This is a genomic window from Halovalidus salilacus, assembly GCF_031852275.1.
Classification (GTDB): Archaea; Halobacteriota; Halobacteria; order Halobacteriales; family Natrialbaceae; genus Halovalidus; species Halovalidus salilacus.
This window is the reverse complement of sequence record NZ_CP134700.1, coordinates 279,058-296,122: the sequence shown is the minus strand read 5'-3', so window position 1 is coordinate 296,122 and position 17,065 is coordinate 279,058. Positions and strand designations below refer to the sequence as shown.

Here is a 17,065-nt window from a genome sequence, read left to right as displayed (position 1 = left end):
GGAACGGGTCCACCGAGACGAGACCGGGTCCGCTTCGGTGAGAAGCCCCGACGCGGTCGACTACTCGCGGTCGAGGTCCAGGTCGTGCGCGTCGGCGACGTCCTCGAGGACCTTCGCGGCCCGATCGCTCACCTCGCCGTCGGGTTCGATCGGTTCGCGACCGTCGAACGTCTCGTGGACGAGGGCGACGCTCTCGGCGAGGACGTCCAGTCCGTAGCCGCCCTCGAGGACGAACGCCAGCGCGGCGTCGGCGTCGTCGGCGACCGCCCGGAGCCGGTCGGTCATGAGCGCGTAGGCCTCGGTCGTGAGCCGAATCCGCGAGATGGGATCGTGACGGTGGGCGTCGAAGCCGGCGCTGACGCACAGTAAATCGGGCTCGAACGCCCCGAGGGCGGTCGCGATCGGGCCGTCGATCGCCGCGAGGTAGTCGACGTCGTCCGTGCCGGCGGGCATAGGGACGTTCATCGTCGTCCCTTCGCCGTCGTCCTCGCCGATTTCGTCGACGTCGCCGGTGCCGGGGTAGAGCCCACGCTCGTGGATCGAGGCGAAGAAGACGTCTCCGTCGTCGTAGAAGATGTCCTGCGTGCCGTTGCCGTGGTGGACGTCCCAGTCGACGATCGCCACGCGGTCGACCTCGTCGGAGGTGTCGATGGCGTGGCGAGCGGCGACGGCGACGTTGTTGACGAAACAAAAGCCCATCGCGTCGTCCTCGACCGCGTGGTGGCCCGGCGGCCGGCCGATCGAAAACGGCGTTTCGCGACCGTCGGCGCCCTCGAGCGCGGCGTCGACGGCCCAGCAGGCGAGCCCCGCGCTCTGACGAACCGCGTCCCACGTTTCCTCGACGGCCGTCGTGTCCGGATCCCAGTTCCCGCCGCCCTCGGCGCAGAACTCCTCGACGGACTCGACGTAGTCGCGGTCGTGAACCGCGACGATCGTCTCGATCGAGGCCGGATCGGCCTCGACGTACTCCACGCCGTGTTTCCGCTTCAGAGCCTCCCGAATCGCCCGCAACCGGTCCGGCGTCTCGGGGTGGCGCGGACCCGGGTCGTGTGCGAGACAGGTGTCGCTGTAGCCGAAGCGCATCGGGCTCACTCGAACAGCGAGAAGTACGTCTCGATGTCGTCTTCGGTGATGGTGCGCCGGTCGGCGTGGTGGGCCAGGATCGTCGCTGCCCGGGCGACGTTGTCGGCGTAGTCCTCGAGGATGTCCGCCAGCGCGATGCGGGCGTCCATCGAGACGCGGTACCGGTCGTCGATCTCGAGTCTCGCGATCCGGTCGACCGGCGCGACGGGTAACTCGAGGTCGTCCTTGTCGACGACCGTCTCGACGCCGAAGTCCTCGGCCATCAGCGTCTTTCGCCCGTCTGCCGTCGCGCGTTCTGCGGCGTCGACCGCGAGATCGCTCCCGTGTTCCTGGATACGCGTGGCGAGTTCCTTCGACGCCTCGGCGCTCACTCGGAGGTCACCCGCGTTCCGGCGGATGATGGTGTCCACCGGGGCGAACGGGAGTTCGATGTTCATATCATGATAGGCGAAGCTGACACCCTTAACGCTTTTCCTAACTGCTCGAGGGAGTTCCTGACGGCCTCAGAAGACGTCGCTCGCGTCGAGGCGACCGTCGCGGACGACCCCGCGGGCGGTCACTTCCTCGCCGAGGCCGACGTCGGCGTTCGTTTCGACGCTCATCGTCGTCTCGCCGTCGTCGAGGACGACCGGGTCGCCCGCCTGGACGACGACGCCCGTGAACTCGATCTCCTCGCCGTCGGCGGGCCCGTCGTCGGACGCCCCGTCCGCGCCAGCCCCGTCGGCGCTCGAGGTCGCATCGTCGCCGCTCGAGGCACCGTCGCCGCCACTTCCGCCGTCACCGCCCTCGGCGAACGCCGACAGACCGGCCGTCTCGCCGTCGCCGTCGTCGCTGACGCCCGCACCACCGGAGCCCGAATCGGAGTCGAGGACGGTGATCGTCGACCGCCAGCCGGCGGAGGCCTCGAGGTCTTCCTGCCAGCCGTCTTTGATCTCGACGTCGGCCAGCGCGACCTCGTCGCCGGGGCCGAGTTCCGTTTCGGCCTTCTCGCCCCAGAGGGCCACGCGGATGTCGCCCGTCGCGTCCTGGACGCGGACGTTCCTGACCTGCCCCTCCGAGCCGTCGTCGCGGTCGAACGTGCGCTTCGGATCGGCGGACCGGACGACGCCAGCGATGTCGACCGTCTGGCCGATCTCGAGGGACTCGATCGGGGTGCTCTCGGGGACGTACTCGACGTCCTCGTCGACCTCCTCGATCGCGCCGCGGTTGCCGACGTGGACCTCGAGGTTCCCGTCGCGCTCGCGGACGTAGCCGTCGACGATCTCGATCGTGTCGTCCGCGTCGAGTTCGGTCGCGCGGTCGGCCTGCTCGTCCCAGAGGGTGATCCGGACGCGACCGGTCTCGTCGCCGACGGTGAGATTCGAGACCTTCCCCTCGGAGCCGTCCTCGCGGTCGAACGTGCGGACGCTGTCGGTGTCGAGCACCTTCCCCACGAGGTTGACGTTCGAGAGGCCGAGCGAGAGGTCCTCGACGGTGTGGGTGTCCGAGACCGTGACGTCGATCTCGGTATCGTCGTCGGGTTCGACGTCGTCGACGCTCACCTCGACGCCGGAGAAGCCCTCCTTCGGTCGGCCCTTGATCCGCAGCACCTGGCCCTCCTCGAGTTCCTCGACGGCGGCCTCGGCGTGTTCGTCCCAGAACGCGGCCCGGACGGAGCCCGTCTCGTCGGCCACCTCGACGTTGACGACGCGGCCGTCCTCGTCCTCGCCGTCGCGTTCGAACGTGCGCAGTTCGCCGATGCTCGTCACCTTGGCGACGAACTTCGCCTCCTCCATGCCGGGTTCGATGTCGGCGACGCCCCCGACCTCGCTCTCGCCGAGTTCGTGAGCGACGAGCATCGCCGCCGTCTCCTCGTCGGCGAGTCCGCCCATCTGCTCGACTTTCGCCTCGACGGCCTCGCGAAACTCCTCGAGAGAGACGTCGGCCTCGAGGTCCTCGTAGACGCCCTCGATGTCGCTCATACTATGCTCGTGCATGAGTAGCCCGCGCATAAGCGTTTTCGCTTCCGCGTCCGTCGCGCCGACGGGTCGACGTCTTCAACCGATTCGATTCCGACGCCCTCGGTCGATTCGATCCGCCCGAGGGGGACGCGTCCGTCGGCCCGCGGATCCGCGTGCGCGACGCCGTCCGGACCCCCCTGGAGCGGATCCCGGTCCATCGCCGTCCGAGTCTCATGCGTCGTCTGGCCGCGCCATCGCATATAAACTCGAGCGGTTCGCCAGGGTCCCGTCGGTCCGCCGGCAATCGGTCACCACCCTGTCGGTCAGGGTCCGTCCCTCCGTCGGTCAGTTGGTACGTCACCTCGGCGGTTCGTCGGTCCGTCACCTCGGCGGTCGATCCGGGAACCGAACGAATCCGTCCCCGATCCCTCGAGCGGATGCGAATGCGGGGCGATCGAACCGTCAAGTGGACGGATCGAAGGCAAACGGGGGCGGCGAAGACAAGAACTATCGGTTCGCGTCGCCACACGTTCGCGTATGTCCGATACGGGTGCGCTTCGAGCGGCCGCAGAGACCGCAGTTCGACAGTGTCTGGCCCTCGAGTCGGGGGAATCGTGTGCGATCGTCACCGACGATAAACGGGAGGCGATCGGGGAGGCGCTGTACGAGGTGGCGAGCGAGATCGCCGACGACGCCGTGATCGTCCGCTACCCGCCGGGGGAGACCCACGGGGCGGAGCCACCGGAACCCGTCGCCGCGGCGATGTCAGGGGCGGACGTCGTGCTGGTGCCGACGAGCAAGAGCCTGAGCCACACCCGGGCGCGGACGAACGCGAACGCCGCGGGGGCGCGCGTTGCCACCCTCCCCGGCATCACCGAGGAGGTGTTCACGACCGGCCTCGACGCCGACTACGAGGCGATCGCCGCCCACTGCGCCGACGTCCGCGAGCAGGTCGACGGCGCCGACGAGATCCGCGTCACGGCGGCGGCCGGGACCGACATCACCTTCGAGATCGGCGACCGGGAGTTCCTCTCGGACACCGGCATCGTCCACGAACCCGGCGACATGTCGAACCTCCCCGCCGGCGAGGTGTTCGTCAGCCCCGAGTCCGCGACCGGCACGTTCGTCGTCGACGGCACCATGGCCCCCCACGGGCTGCTCGAGGAGGGGCAAACCCTCCGATTCGACGTCGAGGACGGGTACGTCACCGAGGTTTCCGACGACGAGATCCGCGAGACGATCGAGGGCGCCGCCGAGGAGGTCGGCGACGCGGCGTACAACCCCGCGGAACTGGGGATCGGGACGAACGTGGCCGTCACGGACCTCGTCGGTTCCGTGCTCCTCGACGAGAAGGCCGCGGGCACCGTCCACATCGCCATCGGCGACGACGCGGGCATCGGCGGGGATACCGAGGCGCCGATCCACTTAGACGGCATCATCCGGGAGCCGACCGTCACCGCAGACGGCGAGATAGTCGAACTCCCTCGAGCGTGAGCGACGGCCGTGTACGAGGGGAATTCACGAGCGTAGGTCCACGCCCTTTTAGGGTCGCGGCGTCTATGACGCCCTATGATCGACATTCCGGACCGGATTCCCACGGCCTGCCCCTCGTGTTCGCCGGACCTCGAGACGGTCCACGAGGTCCTCTCGCAGGGCGGCGGCAGCTTCACCGTCCGCTGCGGGGAGTGCGGCCACGTCCACAAGGTCCAGCCCGAACCCGAGCGCGAGGTCACCCTCGACGTCGTCGTCTCCCAGGAGGGCGAGTCCTTCACGGCGAACGTCACCACGCCCGAGGGCGAGACCGTCGAGGTCGGCGACGAGTTCATCCTCGAGACCGAGGAGGTGCTCTCGACCGTCCGCGTCACGAGCGTCGAACTCGAGGAGCACCGCCGCGTCGAATCTGCCCCCGCCGAGGAGATCGAGACCGTCTGGACGCGCGAGGTCGACAACGTCGCGGTCAACGTCACCATCCACCCGAAAGACGGTCGGAAGGACGACAGCCGGAGCACCACGGTCTACGTCCCCGGCGACTACGAGTTCACCGTGGGCGAGACCGAGACGTTCGGCGACGACGAGTTCGAGATCGACGCCTTCGTCGTCCGCGGCGACGCCTCGGGCTACGACCGAGACCGGTACGAGATCGACGGCGACACCGTCCTCGCCAAGGACGCAAAACGCGTCTACGCCTACGACAAGACGACCAGCGCCTGGTCCGCTTGGTAGTCGGTTCTGATACCCGGGCGGTTCCGATATCGACACCGACCGGCGACGGTTCTGAAAGCGACTCGTTCGAAAACACCACGAAAGCCCCTGCCGCGGTCGACTCGCGCGACTCGCTTTCGTTCGAAAGGCGCGAAGCGCCTTTCGTGATGACGAGAGAGCGGAGCTCTCTCGAACCACGCTCCTCGGTTCGCTGCGCTCACCTCCGGTGCTTACGTCGTCGTGCTTCGCCGACCGCGGCAGCCCCTTTCATTCCCACCCACGGTGGCTGGACGATCAGCCGGCTCGGGTGGGAATGAAAGGGGCTCTCGCTCTCGATGGGCGAGACGCAGTAAGGACCGCAAGCCCGTAGGGCTGAGGACCACAGCAAGTCGCAGCCATCGAGAGCGAGAGGGGCTTTCGTGGTGTTCTCGCTGCCATACGTCCGGTCGTGTTCGGTCGGATCGACGGAGCGGCCCACAGCCTATTGCACGCGAACGCGTAGGACGACCTATGTTCGATCGGTTTCGCTCGGACGGCTCCGACGAGCCCGACGACGACGAGGAGGCCCGCGAGCGGATGGTTCGGACCGTCTCCCGGCGCGTCGACGAGCAGCGCGTCCTCGAGGCGCTCGAGGCCGTCCCCCGCCACGAGTTCGTCCCGGCCGATCGGCGCGGGAGCGCGTACGCGGATCGGCCGCTGCCCATCGGCGACGGGCAGACGATCAGCGCCCCGCACATGGTGGCGATCATGGCGGAGAAGTTGGACCTCGAGTCCGGCGAGGACGTCCTCGAGATCGGCACCGGCTGTGGCTACCACGCCGCGGTCACCGCCGAACTCGTCGGCGACGAGCACGTCTACAGCGTCGAGTACGGGGAGGAACTGGCCGAGCAGGCGAAGGGAACGTTCGCCGAAATCGGCTCCGACGGGATTAGCGTCCGCGTCGGCGACGGCCGCCAGGGGTGGCCCGAGCACGCCCCATACGACGCCGTCTACCTGACCTGCGCGGCCGCGGACTTCCCCGACCCCCTCGTCGAACAGGTCCGACCGGGCGGACGGCTCCTCGGCCCGATCGGAACCGGGTTCCAGACGCTCGTGCACGCCGAGAAACGCGACGACAGGTGCCTCGAGCGCAGCGAACACGGCGGCGTTCGGTTCGTCACGATGCGGGGATAGGTCGGCCCGGCTCACCGACGCATTGCGGTTCGAGGGACCCGGACTCGAGCAAGCGCGGGGTTGATAACCGCCGGCCGGATAGCACGCCCATGGATCCCGCGGTCCTCCGGGAAGACATGGTCGACGGCCTCGAGTCCGAGGAGAAGGACGTCCTCCGCAACGAGGCCGTCGCCGTCGCCATGCGAGACGTCCCCCGACACGAGTTCGTCGAACACGAGCGATCGGCATACGCCGACCGCGACCACGAGTACCTCGGCACGCGCGTGCTCTCCCCCAGCGACGCCGCCCGCGTCCTCCAGGCGCTCGCCCCCGAGGCGGGCGACCGCGTCCTGATCGTCGGCGCGGGCGTCGGTTACACCGCCGCCGTCGTCGCCGAACTCGTCGGCGAGGCGAACGTCCACGCGGTCGACATCTCCCGCCCGCTCGTCTGGGAGGCCCGCTCGAACCTCGCCGCCGCGGGCTACGACGGCGTCCTCGTCGACTGCCGCGACGGCGCGTCCGGCCTCCCCGAGTACGCCCCCTTCGACCGCATCCTGCTCGAGGCCGCCGCCGTCTCCCCGCCGCGCGCGCTGCTCGAGCAACTCGCCGACGGCGGCCGACTCGTCTACCCGAAAGGCGCACAACCCCAGCGCCTCGAAGCCGTCTCGGCCGACGGCGAAACCGAGCGGTTCGAGGCCGTCTCGTTCGACCCCCTCCTCGTCGAGGGCGAACAGACCGGCTCCGTCGAGCGAAATCGGATGGCCCGCGAAGACCGCGAATTCGCCGAGAAACACGCCGAATCCCGACGGGGCTGGGAACTCGAGTGGCTCGAGTGGGAGGACTCGACGGGGCCGCGGTCGCGGTAACTGCCGCCTCGAGTTCTGCTCGTCGTTCGATGTGGTCGCAACCCTCTACGAGTCGGTCAGCGACTCCGGTAGGGATCGGTTGTCGCCGGTACGCACGTCAACAGCGGCGTAGACGTCGTCAGTACCGAACGTCCATTCTCCGCTTCAGGTTTAAGTAGGAACCCGGGACCAGACCGCCCATGCGTTCGGATACGAATCGCGAAAACGGTCCCGCCGAACGGGGGTGGGCTGCGTCGCGCCCGTTCGCCTCGGACGACCGTGCGATCGAAGGGTTACCGGTTCGCCTCGTGATCGCCCTCGTCGTCGGCGTCGCCGCGCTCGGCCTCATGATGAACATGCTCGGTGACATCGGCGATATCGGCCAGAACGAGCTCTCGGTCGAATGGGAGGACGAGCCGATCGTCGAGGAGGGGGACCGCGGCGACCTCTCCCACGCTGTCGTCGACGAGGACGGGAACGAGATCGAAGACTACACGCTGATCGTCACCTCCGGGTCCGCCTCGCTCGATTCGCCGGAACGGATCGCCGACGACGAAGACGTCGACGTGAGCGACGCGGACCTTCGACAGGACGCGGATATCGGCACGCTCGAGGTGGAGATCGTCCCGCCGAGCGACGGAAACTTCGTCGACGAGCAGGAGAACGCCGAAATCACGATCATCGAGAGCTGACTTAGTGACTACGATCTTCGGGAGCCGGCCGACGTCGGTCGGCGTCAGCCCTTCGTCAGCAACTCGTTAGCAACGGCCGTGCGTCGACGGCCTCGTGCCAACGGCTCGTCGGCAACCTGCAGTACGGCGTCCCTCACGCAGTCAGACGGCACTATCGTCGAGAACGGACGTCTCTCGAGAGAACGTCGCTAAGGGGAAAGGTTGGGGGGATTAAGGGGGGGGGTGGCGACAGTCTGTCTCAGATCGCCAGTTACGGGTACGAGACCCGGTGGGTTAAAAATAACCTCTAGCTAGTTATAGTGTCAGATATATCTGCACTAATCACCTAGAGTGGTCGTCGAACGCCAGCGAGACGAGCTTTCGCTGGGCTGCGCGAAGGTGGTAGTGGTACGTCGGCGGGGAGACGTCGAGCGCGTCGGCGAGGTTCTCGCCGGTGCTCTCGCGGGGCCACTGGAAGAATCCGCTGTAGTGTGCCGCCTGCAACGCCTCGAACTGGCGGTCGGTCAGGTGGCGCTCGAGTTCGGCGTCGAATCGGCCGTCAGTGCGCGTCTGGGTGGTCTCCCGTCGGGCGTGGAGCGCCGTCTCCGGATAGTCGTCGGAGATTGCCTCGATCAGCGCCCGCGTTTCGACGCGCTGGGGGACGTCGAGGACGATCGTCGTGACGCCGTCGCGCGCCGTCGCGGACGTCAGGCCGACCTCGTAGGAGCTGAGCACCTCGAACAGGGGCGTCTCGGCCACGGTGAGTTCGAGCAGGACCGTCTCGTCGCCCTCGGAGAGGACCGACAGCGCCTCGATGGAGGCCCAGCGCTCCTCGAGCGACGGGATCGAATCGATGATCGCCTCGTCGGGATCGGAGATCCGGACGAACTGGACGAGGTGATCGTCGCCGCGATCGACGACGCCCTCGAGGGAGATCGGACGGCCGACGCGGTCGGCGAGTCGGTTGAGCAGCAGTCGCGAGTCGGCGCACTCGAGTTCGAGTTCGATCCGGCTGTCGGTGAGCAGCGCCCTGGTGCGTTCGACCGAGCGGATCGCGCGGCCGATCGTCTCCCCGAGTTCGCCGAGCACCGCGCGCTCGCTCTCGCCGATCGAGTCGACGCCGGCGACGTAGACGAGGAGGACGCCGTGGGCCCGCTCGTCGTCGGTGAGGGGGACCGCGAGCACCGTCTGGAAGCCGTAGGTGAGCGCGGCCTTCCGCCGGACGTCCCAGCGGTCGTCGTCGAGGACGTTCCGGACGACGGAGACATCGTTCGACTCGAGGGTTTCCCGGATCAGATCGACTTCGGGCGCGTCCTGGCCGTCTTCCCGAACGCTGTCGATGTAGGCGGCGTCGACGCCGGCCCACGCGGCCGGCGACGGCGGGGAGTCGTCGGTCGAGGCGACCCACGCGAAGCGGTACCGGTCGGTGTCGACGAGGCGGTCACAGACCGTGGTTTCGATCTCGCTTCGGGTCGAGGCCTGGGCGACGCCGCGGTTGATCCCGCGAACGATCTCGTTCGTGTGGTTGAGCCGGGTCAGTTCCTCGTTCTTGTGGGTGAGTTCGCGGTCGTGCTCGCGGAGCAGCCGTTCGCGTTCGGCCCGGTCGAGGGCCGCTTCGGTGTTGGCCGCCAGGATGTGCATCAGTTCGGCCATCGGCTCGTCGAAGTCGTCGACGCCCTCCGACCCGGCGACCAGGATGCCGTGGGTCCCGAGGGGGACGATCAGCTCGCTCCGACTCAGCGACTCGGGGTTCACCGCGGCCTCCTCCTCGCGAACGTCCGGGTAGTAGCTGCTCTCTCCCTCGGAGAAGACCTCCCAGAACAGCCCCTCGCCGGGTTCGAAGGTCCGTTCGGGGTCGAGCAGTTCCCGCGTCTCCGACGTCGAGGCGGCGTGCTCGAGCGCCCCGCTGGTCGGCTCGAACGCGTAGGCGGCGGCGATCGGCACGTCGAGGATCTCGCCGGCGGTGTCGACCGCCGCCTGGTAGATCTCGCGTTTCGTCCCCGCGCGCATCAGGTCGCGGGTGGTCTCGTGGAGCGTCGTCAGCGTCCGCTCGTAGCGGCGCTCGTTCTCCCGGAGTTCCGTCTCCGTGCGGTACTGGGAGACCGCGTTCGTGATCTGGTTGGCGAGCATCGCGTACCGCTCCCGACCGGGGCGCTTCTGCAGGTACTGGGTGACCCCCGCCGCGATCGCCTCGCTCGCGATCTCCTCGGAGCCCCGTCCGGTGAAGAGGATGAACGGCAAGTCGGGGTCGTCCTCCCGGACGCGTTCGAGCAACTCGAGGCCGGTCATCTCCGGCATCTCGTAATCGCAGACGATGCAGTCGACGTCGCGCTCCTCGAGCGCCTCGAGCGCGTCGGCGCCGGTCGTGACGGGGGTCGCGGCGATCGACTCGTGCTCGCGCTCGAGCAGGGTGGAGGCGAGGTCGGCGAACTCGGGTTCGTTGTCGACGACGAGGACGGTGATCGTGGCGGTCATGGCTGCTGTCGGGTATCGAGTGGGGTGAGAGCCGCACGCCCGGGACCCGCGTCGGTCCCGCGTCGGCGCGACGACGTCGGTGATACCTCCGTACGATCGACGGACTACTAAAGAATTAGGACGGACGGAGGGGAGGGCCTACACAATTAGCTATCGGAGCGGCTCGAGAACGGGATCCGCGCTCGAGGCCGGCCGTATCGGTTCGACCGCGTCCGGTCGAGGCGCGGGGTTTAGGTCGCTCGCTCGAAAGTCCCGCGCATGGACGAACGCGTGCGCGAACACGCCGAGGTGCTGGTCGACTGGAGCGCTCGAGTGGAGGCGGGGGACAACGTCGTTCTCAGGGTCGGTCCCGACGCCCACGACCTCGCGGTGGCGGTGGCCGAAGCATTGGGCGAACGGGAAGCGAACCTGCTCGCCACCTACAGTTCGGGCGAGGTCGAACGGGCCTATCTCACGGCCCACGGCGGCGAGTTCGACCCCGATCCGGGCCACGAACGCGCCCTACTCGAGGAGACCGACGTCTACCTCTCGCTCGGCGGCGGGCGGAACACGAGCGCGACGGCGGACGTGCCCGGGGAGACCGAACGGGCGTACCGACGGGCGCGGACGGAAATCCGCGAGGCCCGATTCGACACCCGCTGGGTCTCGACGGTCCACCCCACCCGATCGCTCGCCCAGCAAGCGAACATGGCCTACGAGGAGTACCAGGAGTTCGCCTACGACGCGATCCTCCGGGACTGGGCGTCGCTGGCCGACGAGATGGCCAAACTGAAGGACCTGCTCGACGAGGGCGACGAGGTCCGCCTCGTCTCGAGCGGGACCGACCTCACGATGCGAATCGAGGGGCGGACGGCGGTCAACAGCGCCGCCTCCGTGGCCTACGACTCGCACAACCTCCCCAGCGGCGAGGTGTTCACGGCCCCCTACGCGACGGAGGGCGAGGTGACCTTCGACGTCCCGATGACCCTCCGCGGCGAGGCCGTCCGGAACGTTCGACTCGAGTTCGCCGACGGAGAGGTCGTCGACTACGGCGCCGGCCAGGGCGCGGACGTGATCGGCGAGATCCTCGAGACCGACGAGGGCGCCCGTCGGCTGGGCGAACTCGGCATCGGGATGAACCGCGGCATCGACCGCTACACGGACAACATTCTCTTCGACGAGAAGATGGGCGAGACGGTCCACCTCGCGGTCGGCCGGGCGTACGACGCCTGCCTCCCCGAGGGCGAGACGGGCAACGAATCGGCCGTCCACGTCGACCTGATCGCCGACGTGAGCGAGGACTCGCGGCTCGAGATCGACGGGGACGTCGTCCAGCGGAACGGCCGGTTCCGCTGGGAGGAGGGCTTCGACGGGTGACGAACCCGGTCGGCGAACGAACATAGGCGATCGCCACCCGCTGCAGTCGCGAGCCAACCGTTCGGCTACCCGCCGCACTCATCGGGTAGACGGAGCCAAACCGTTCGGTAAGGCGCACTTTCGCGAACCAGTGACTCCATAATAATGTAGTGCTCCGTCGTCGACTCGCATACCGCCCGGGCCGGTGGCGGCCAGTAACCGGCCGGGACGGCTCCCGCGGACGGGTCTCCCACCGTATTCGGTTGTTGTTGTCTGCCCGCCCCGCCGGAGGCGGCACGTATCCGGCGCCTTCCTTCCTTCCGTACCGCACCCGTCGAGCGAGCACGCCGTACCGGGTCTCGAGGTCCATCTACCCGACGCACGCTCGAGTGACGTATCCAGCAGGATGGAACGCGTTTTCCCGGTGAAACCGGGGCCAAACGGGCACACGGAGGACCGCAATAGCACACGAGGGGCGCAATCGATCACACGGCCGGTACCGTCGACCCGCAGCACCCACAGTATATCGGCCTCGAGAGCGAACTCCGGAGTAATGACGAACGGTTCGAGGGAGGTCGGGTCGAGGGACGACTCGAGCGACGGCGACGACCCGGAAGGGGCGGCCGACTCCCTCGCTGCGGCGCTCAGGGCTGGCGCAGCGGTCTACAACGCGGGGTACTACCACGCGGCCCACGACGCCTGGGAGGCGCGCTGGCTCGACCTCGAGTCGGGGACCGACGACGAGCGCCTGCTGCACGGGCTGATCCAGTTCACCGCCGCCGTCCACCACGCCAGGAACCGAAACTGGCAGGGGGCCGTCGGCCTCGCAGAGAGCGCACGCGCGTACCTCGACGGACTGCCGTCGACCGATCGGGAGGTGGCGCTGACCCCTATCCGGGCGTTCCTCGAGCGCCTCGCCGACGATCCGGAACTGATCGAGCGGCGCCGACCGATCGCCCTCGAGGTGGGCGGGACGGCGCCGACGCTCGCCGACCTCGGGTTCGCCGAGACGGCCGTCGCCGCGGGCGTTCTCGCCGAGGCCCTCGAGTTCGACGAGGAACCGGTCGAGCGCGCCCGGGCGTACGCGGAGGCCGACCTCGAGGCGGGACGGGACGACAGCCGGTTCATCACCCTGTTGTTCGACTTCGTCCGCGAGGAGGAACACAGAGGGCTGATCTACCAACGCCTTCGCGAACACGTCGAGCTGCGGCGCTCGAGGGAGGAGGACGTCGAGGGGCTGTTCTAGGCCCGAGCGGACGTCCGTTCGCTCGATCCGCTACTCGTCGTCGGCCACCCGACGGACGGTCTCGTCGAGGAGGTCCCGGAGGTCGCGAGCCTCCTCGAGCGTCAACGGGACGTCAGCGTGGCCCGTGGCGTGATCGCCCGCCCGCACGTCGACGGTGAACAACACGGACTCGCCCTCCGGACGGATCATGACGTCGGCGCCGTCTGGGTACTCGCCGGGTTCGCCCACCTCGAGGTCGTCCTCGCCGTGGGTGACGCCGACGCGCACGCGGTCGGGGTTCGAGAGGTCGAACGAGTCGCCCGGGGCGTCGGCCGGACCGTCGGTCGCCGATCGTGGAGCGTCGTCGGTCATACGTAGACCGTCACCCGCGCGCCGTTTAGGTGTTCGTCCGGTTCCGGACCCGCGGGAACGCCAAAAGGGCGGCCCCGCCCTCAGTCGTGCTCGGCGGAATTGTCCTGCGGGTCGTAGCCGAGCACCTCGCGGGCGCGCTCGAGCGAGTAGTACTTCCGGTCGTTGTCGGAGATGCCGTAGACGATCTCGTAGTCGTAGTCGGCTCGCAGGCAGCGGTCGAAGAGGTGGGCGCAGTCGCGGTGGGAGAGCCACATCGCCTGGCCGCGCTCGTAGTCGATCGGCGGGTGGCCCTTCGTGAGGTTCCCGATGCGGACGTTGACGACCGAGATGCCGTACTCGTCGTGGTAGTACCGTCCCAGCGTCTCGCCGGCGGCCTTCGAGACGCCGTAGAGGTTTCCGGGGCGGGGCAGTTCCGTCCCGTCGAGGCGGAAGTCGTCGTGCGGGCGGTACAGGTCGGGCGTCCGCTCTTCGGTCTCGTAGGCGCCGACGGCGTGGTTCGACGAGGCGAAGGCGACCTTCTCGACGCCCGTCTCTACGGCGGCCTCGTAGATCGTTTGCGTCCCGTCGATGTTGTTCTCGAGCACGCTATCCCAGGGCGCCTCGGGGCGGGGATCGCCCGCGAGGTGGATCACGGCGTCGACCCCCGCCATCGCCTCGCGGATGACCGACCCGTCGGTGACGTCGCCGACGACGAACTCCCCCGGCATCTCGTCCGTCGGCGGGTCCCGATCCAGCAGCCGCCAGTCGTAGGAGTCCGCCAGATCCGCGAGGATTGCCTGTCCCACGCGCCCGGACGCACCCGTCAGCAGGACCGACTCGACCATTCGTGTTCGTTCGGTGGGAGGGACAGCGCCGATAAGAACCATACGATTCGTCCGCGGACGCGTATCGGTCGAGCGTCCGAGCGATCGGAACGGCCTTTCGCTCGGCGCCCGACGGGTCGACCATGACCGAACGCGATTCGCCCGCCGATCCGGCGGGAAGCGAACCGACGACCGCCGAAACCGCCTGCTTCGAGGCCGGCATCAAGTTCGGCTCGCTCTACCACCAGTTCGCGGGGACACCCCTCTCGCTCGAGAGCGCCGGTAGCCTCGAGCGGGCGATGGAGGAGGCGATCGAGAACCAACCGCACTGCAGGGAGGTGACCGTCGAGGTCCGGCGCGACGAACTCGAGGCCGCGCTCGACGGGTCGACGGCCGACTACACTGAAGTGACGGGGCGGTTCCTCGAGGTCGAGATCGTCGTCGAGTACGACGGCTGTGAGGTCGTCACCAGAATGGCGATGGAAGACGGCTACCCGCTGATGCGACTCGAGTCGGTCCGCGGGCGGTGAGCGCTCGTCGGAGCGGCGAACCGCGAACCGGAACCAGGACGACCTTCCTTTCGAAATCCCGCCCATAATTCGACGGTACCGGCGTTCACGTACGGAATTTCACTTTCACTTTCGGGCGACCTTTTAACCCCGGTGGCCGTGAAGACGTACGCATGAGCCAAGCCACGCTCGGCGACGACGAACTGTTCGGAGAGGCCGCCAACGAGATGCGCGCGGACGTCGAATCCTCGCTCGAAGAGGCCTGGGAGGCGCTGCCCGCGGCCGACGAGATCTGGGAGACCGACGCCGAAAACGTCCTCGGCGTGCTCAACGGTCTCAAATCGGCCCTCGACACCGGCGACGCCGAGGACCACCTCCGCGACGCCAAGAAGTGGTACATGATGGGCGAGCGCGCCGACGCCTTCGACGACGCCGACGACCTCGAGGCCGAAATCGCCGAGGTCGAGTCCGCCATCGAGGACGTTTCCGCGGCGAGCGAGCAAGTCGGCGATCTCACGGCCACGATCCCCGCCCTCCGGGGAACGCTCCAGAACGCCGGCCCCTCGGACGAGGCGGACGACGAGGACGAGGACGACGAAGCCGAGGCTGAGGAAGAAGCGGAAGAAGAAGAGTAACCGAAACCGCCGCCGACGTTCGGCCACCGGCAACGTCGCCCGCCCGGCGTCACCGCCGTTCCGGCCGCGTGACGTCGCGCTCGCGCACGGCCTCGAGGAGCCGAGCCAGGGCCTCGGCCGCCAATTCGAGCAGTTCTTCGCCCCGCTCGGGGCCCCCCTCTGTCGGATCGCCGACCACGCCGTTTTCCGTGAACTCCGCCGCGTCGTAGGCGAGGTTCGCGTAGCTCACCCACTCGCCCCACGAGTCGGCCGCACCCGCGTTCGCTTCCTCGAGTCGGTCCTCCCGGATCAGGTCCGGCTCGAGGTGGGCGATCAGGGAGGTCTCGAGGGGGCCGCCGTGGCCCATGTCGGCCGAGTGTTCGCCGACGGCGTCGAACCAGGTGAAGGGGACGGCGTAGGAGTCGTCGCGGCGGGTGATCCGCGCGGCGGCCGTCCGCAGGGCGTCGACGTTGCCGCCGTGGCCGTTGACCAGCACGACGCGATCGAAGCCGTGGTACGCGAGGCTGGCGACCGCCTCGCGCACGTACGCCTGAAACGTCTCCTCGGAGACCCACATCGTGCCCGGAAAGTGGCGGTGCTCCTCGGCGATGCCGATCGGGATCGTCGGCGCGCGGACGACCTCCCCGTCGAATCGTTCGATTCCCGCCTCGGCGATCGCCTCGGCGGCGAACCAGTCCGTTCCCAGCGGCGCGTGCGGGCCGTGTTGTTCCGTGCTGCCGACCGGCACGACGGCGAGATCCGTCTCGAGGTCGGCGACGTCCGTCCAGGTGGCTCGAGCGAGTTCCATGCCGAGAGCAACGAACGGTCGCCTCTTGTATTCGACGACTGCTCGCGTCGATCGGGCGGCCCCGGGACGTCCGCCGGCGCGGCGCGCGAAGGCAGGGCCAACTCCTATTTCGCCGGTGGTCCAGCCTCGAGTATGGAAGACGACAGTCGCGAACTCGGCGTTGAACTGGGCGACCTGGATGAGAAACTGGACGAACCGGAGTACCCGATCAGCCAGGACGAACTCCTCGATCGGTACGGCGACGAGCGGGTCGAACTCTCGAGCGACGACGAGACGATGACCCTGGAGGAGCTCATCGGACCGATGAACGAGGACGAGTACGACGACCGCGGGGCCGTCGAGGGGGCGATCATGACGATGGTCGGCGACGAGGCGATCGGTCGGAAGAACTACAGCGACCGGACGCCGCCGGCGTCGGGAGAGCAGCGACAGGACGAGGGGGCGCCGGGACAGGAAGGCCAGGAGGAACAGGAGTCGTTCTGAGCGGCCCGACCGTCCGAACGTCGCACCGGCGGCGCCCCCCGGCGAAGCGATCGTCCGGCACAGTCCGGCGGGAAGCGCTCGATCGTGGTACCACGCCCCGCGGAAGGGTTATACGTCCACTACCTCTACATTCATTTGTAATGGCGAAAGGTAAGGTTGATTTCTTCAACCACACAGGCGGCTACGGTTTCATTTCGACGGACGACGCGGACGATGACGTATTCTTCCACATGGAAGACGTCGGCGGCCCGGACCTCGAAGAAGGCGCAGCGATCGAATTCGACATCGAACAGGCCCCCAAGGGTCCCCGCGCGACGAACGTCGTCCGCAACTAACTCCGACTTCCGACCGTCACCTCCCGGTGGCGCTGGACGACGAGCCGATTTTTACCGAACTCACCACCACTGGACGAGGCGCTCCTCCGACGATCACGAAGGCCTCGACCCGTTCGGATCGATTCTGATCGACTCGACGAGTCGGGACGAGTCCCTCGGACGACGGGTCGGCTCAGGTCTCCGCGGTGGAGCGTCCCCTTAAGGTCGTGCGAG

18 protein-coding genes are annotated in these 17,065 nt (G+C 68.3%); 11 read left to right on the top strand and 7 right to left on the bottom strand.

Going from position 1 to position 17,065, the window contains the following annotated elements:
- Positions 1-60: 60 nt before the first annotated feature.
- The 3 genes from RJT68_RS01465 to RJT68_RS01455 all read right to left on the bottom strand — a co-directional run bounded on the left by RJT68_RS01465 (position 61) and on the right by RJT68_RS01455 (position 3,044).
- On the bottom strand, positions 61-1,083 hold the full coding sequence (locus RJT68_RS01465; RefSeq protein ID WP_407038611.1) for a histone deacetylase family protein: 1,023 nt from the start codon (positions 1,081-1,083) through the stop codon (positions 61-63).
- 5 nt (positions 1,084-1,088) lie between these two features.
- Complete coding sequence (locus RJT68_RS01460; RefSeq protein ID WP_407038610.1) at positions 1,089-1,520, bottom strand: histone family protein; 432 nt, start codon at positions 1,518-1,520, stop codon at positions 1,089-1,091.
- 66 nt (positions 1,521-1,586) lie between these two features.
- Positions 1,587-3,044: a single-stranded DNA binding protein gene (locus RJT68_RS01455; protein WP_407038609.1), complete on the bottom strand. Its 1,458-nt coding sequence runs from the start codon at positions 3,042-3,044 to the stop codon at positions 1,587-1,589.
- A gap of 516 nt (positions 3,045-3,560) precedes the next feature.
- Between RJT68_RS01455 and RJT68_RS01450 the strand changes: the two genes are divergently transcribed.
- From RJT68_RS01450 to RJT68_RS01430, 5 genes are all read left to right on the top strand, one after another.
- Entirely contained in the window at positions 3,561-4,517 is a 957-nt protein-coding gene (locus tag RJT68_RS01450) for an aminopeptidase (protein ID WP_407038608.1), read from the top strand.
- 75 nt (positions 4,518-4,592) lie between these two features.
- Complete coding sequence (locus RJT68_RS01445; RefSeq protein WP_407038607.1) at positions 4,593-5,246, top strand: HVO_0476 family zinc finger protein; 654 nt, start codon at positions 4,593-4,595, stop codon at positions 5,244-5,246.
- 489 nt (positions 5,247-5,735) lie between these two features.
- A complete protein-coding gene (locus RJT68_RS01440; RefSeq protein WP_407038606.1) occupies positions 5,736-6,398 on the top strand; it encodes a protein-L-isoaspartate(D-aspartate) O-methyltransferase in 663 nt (220 codons plus the stop codon).
- 89 nt (positions 6,399-6,487) lie between these two features.
- Positions 6,488-7,243: a protein-L-isoaspartate O-methyltransferase family protein gene (locus RJT68_RS01435; protein WP_407038605.1), complete on the top strand. Its 756-nt coding sequence runs from the start codon at positions 6,488-6,490 to the stop codon at positions 7,241-7,243.
- 179 nt (positions 7,244-7,422) lie between these two features.
- Positions 7,423-7,914 (top strand): DUF7382 domain-containing protein, encoded by a 492-nt coding sequence (locus tag RJT68_RS01430; RefSeq protein ID WP_407038604.1) that lies wholly within the window; start codon positions 7,423-7,425, stop codon positions 7,912-7,914.
- Between the two features lie 321 nt (positions 7,915-8,235).
- On the opposite strand, the gene RJT68_RS01425 is transcribed toward RJT68_RS01430, so the two are convergent.
- Entirely contained in the window at positions 8,236-10,368 is a 2,133-nt protein-coding gene (locus RJT68_RS01425) for a bacterio-opsin activator domain-containing protein (protein ID WP_407038603.1), read from the bottom strand.
- Positions 10,369-10,626: 258 nt separating this feature from the next.
- Here RJT68_RS01425 and RJT68_RS01420 point away from each other — a divergent pair, with 258 nt between their 5' ends.
- Both RJT68_RS01420 and RJT68_RS01415 read left to right on the top strand, forming a co-directional pair.
- Positions 10,627-11,724: an aminopeptidase gene (locus tag RJT68_RS01420; protein WP_407038602.1), complete on the top strand. Its 1,098-nt coding sequence runs from the start codon at positions 10,627-10,629 to the stop codon at positions 11,722-11,724.
- A 532-nt stretch (positions 11,725-12,256) separates the two neighbouring features.
- Positions 12,257-12,949: a DUF309 domain-containing protein gene (locus tag RJT68_RS01415; RefSeq protein WP_407038601.1), complete on the top strand. Its 693-nt coding sequence runs from the start codon at positions 12,257-12,259 to the stop codon at positions 12,947-12,949.
- A gap of 30 nt (positions 12,950-12,979) precedes the next feature.
- On the opposite strand, the gene RJT68_RS01410 is transcribed toward RJT68_RS01415, so the two are convergent.
- Positions 12,980-13,300: a hypothetical protein gene (locus tag RJT68_RS01410; RefSeq protein ID WP_407038600.1), complete on the bottom strand. Its 321-nt coding sequence runs from the start codon at positions 13,298-13,300 to the stop codon at positions 12,980-12,982.
- A gap of 80 nt (positions 13,301-13,380) precedes the next feature.
- A complete protein-coding gene (gene azf, locus RJT68_RS01405) occupies positions 13,381-14,124 on the bottom strand; it encodes an NAD-dependent glucose-6-phosphate dehydrogenase Azf (RefSeq protein ID WP_407038599.1) in 744 nt (247 codons plus the stop codon).
- 122 nt (positions 14,125-14,246) lie between these two features.
- On the opposite strand from azf, the gene RJT68_RS01400 reads away from it, so the two are divergent.
- Positions 14,247-14,633 (top strand): dihydroneopterin aldolase family protein, encoded by a 387-nt coding sequence (locus tag RJT68_RS01400; protein WP_407038598.1) that lies wholly within the window; start codon positions 14,247-14,249, stop codon positions 14,631-14,633.
- 152 nt (positions 14,634-14,785) lie between these two features.
- Positions 14,786-15,247, top strand: coding sequence for a DUF5790 family protein (locus RJT68_RS01395; RefSeq protein ID WP_407038597.1), 462 nt, complete (start codon positions 14,786-14,788; stop codon positions 15,245-15,247).
- Positions 15,248-15,296: 49 nt separating this feature from the next.
- Here RJT68_RS01395 and RJT68_RS01390 read toward each other — a convergent pair whose 3' ends face one another.
- A complete protein-coding gene (locus RJT68_RS01390) occupies positions 15,297-16,034 on the bottom strand; it encodes a creatininase family protein (protein WP_407038596.1) in 738 nt (245 codons plus the stop codon).
- 132 nt (positions 16,035-16,166) lie between these two features.
- Here RJT68_RS01390 and RJT68_RS01385 point away from each other — a divergent pair, with 132 nt between their 5' ends.
- The gene (locus RJT68_RS01385; RefSeq protein WP_407038595.1) at positions 16,167-16,517 is read left to right on the top strand and encodes a DUF5789 family protein; all 351 of its coding nucleotides are present in this window, start codon (positions 16,167-16,169) and stop codon (positions 16,515-16,517) included.
- Between the two features lie 140 nt (positions 16,518-16,657).
- On the top strand, positions 16,658-16,852 hold the full coding sequence (locus tag RJT68_RS01380; protein WP_407038594.1) for a cold-shock protein: 195 nt from the start codon (positions 16,658-16,660) through the stop codon (positions 16,850-16,852).
- Positions 16,853-17,065: the final 213 nt, after the last annotated feature.

What these genes read in the sequence shown, in the direction of transcription:
- RJT68_RS01465 (WP_407038611.1), bottom strand. Translation starts at nt 1,083, where the DNA reads ATGCGCTTCGGCTACAGCGACACCTGTCTCGCACACGACCCGGGTCCG.
- RJT68_RS01460 (WP_407038610.1), bottom strand. Translation starts at nt 1,520, where the DNA reads ATGAACATCGAACTCCCGTTCGCCCCGGTGGACACCATCATCCGCCGG.
- RJT68_RS01455 (WP_407038609.1), bottom strand. Translation starts at nt 3,044, where the DNA reads ATGAGCGACATCGAGGGCGTCTACGAGGACCTCGAGGCCGACGTCTCT.
- RJT68_RS01450 (WP_407038608.1), top strand. Translation starts at nt 3,561, where the DNA reads ATGTCCGATACGGGTGCGCTTCGAGCGGCCGCAGAGACCGCAGTTCGA.
- RJT68_RS01445 (WP_407038607.1), top strand. Translation starts at nt 4,593, where the DNA reads ATGATCGACATTCCGGACCGGATTCCCACGGCCTGCCCCTCGTGTTCG.
- RJT68_RS01440 (WP_407038606.1), top strand. Translation starts at nt 5,736, where the DNA reads ATGTTCGATCGGTTTCGCTCGGACGGCTCCGACGAGCCCGACGACGAC.
- RJT68_RS01435 (WP_407038605.1), top strand. Translation starts at nt 6,488, where the DNA reads ATGGATCCCGCGGTCCTCCGGGAAGACATGGTCGACGGCCTCGAGTCC.
- RJT68_RS01430 (WP_407038604.1), top strand. Translation starts at nt 7,423, where the DNA reads ATGCGTTCGGATACGAATCGCGAAAACGGTCCCGCCGAACGGGGGTGG.
- RJT68_RS01425 (WP_407038603.1), bottom strand. Translation starts at nt 10,368, where the DNA reads ATGACCGCCACGATCACCGTCCTCGTCGTCGACAACGAACCCGAGTTC.
- RJT68_RS01420 (WP_407038602.1), top strand. Translation starts at nt 10,627, where the DNA reads ATGGACGAACGCGTGCGCGAACACGCCGAGGTGCTGGTCGACTGGAGC.
- RJT68_RS01415 (WP_407038601.1), top strand. Translation starts at nt 12,257, where the DNA reads ATGACGAACGGTTCGAGGGAGGTCGGGTCGAGGGACGACTCGAGCGAC.
- RJT68_RS01410 (WP_407038600.1), bottom strand. Translation starts at nt 13,300, where the DNA reads ATGACCGACGACGCTCCACGATCGGCGACCGACGGTCCGGCCGACGCC.
- azf (WP_407038599.1), bottom strand. Translation starts at nt 14,124, where the DNA reads ATGGTCGAGTCGGTCCTGCTGACGGGTGCGTCCGGGCGCGTGGGACAG.
- RJT68_RS01400 (WP_407038598.1), top strand. Translation starts at nt 14,247, where the DNA reads ATGACCGAACGCGATTCGCCCGCCGATCCGGCGGGAAGCGAACCGACG.
- RJT68_RS01395 (WP_407038597.1), top strand. Translation starts at nt 14,786, where the DNA reads ATGAGCCAAGCCACGCTCGGCGACGACGAACTGTTCGGAGAGGCCGCC.
- RJT68_RS01390 (WP_407038596.1), bottom strand. Translation starts at nt 16,034, where the DNA reads ATGGAACTCGCTCGAGCCACCTGGACGGACGTCGCCGACCTCGAGACG.
- RJT68_RS01385 (WP_407038595.1), top strand. Translation starts at nt 16,167, where the DNA reads ATGGAAGACGACAGTCGCGAACTCGGCGTTGAACTGGGCGACCTGGAT.
- RJT68_RS01380 (WP_407038594.1), top strand. Translation starts at nt 16,658, where the DNA reads ATGGCGAAAGGTAAGGTTGATTTCTTCAACCACACAGGCGGCTACGGT.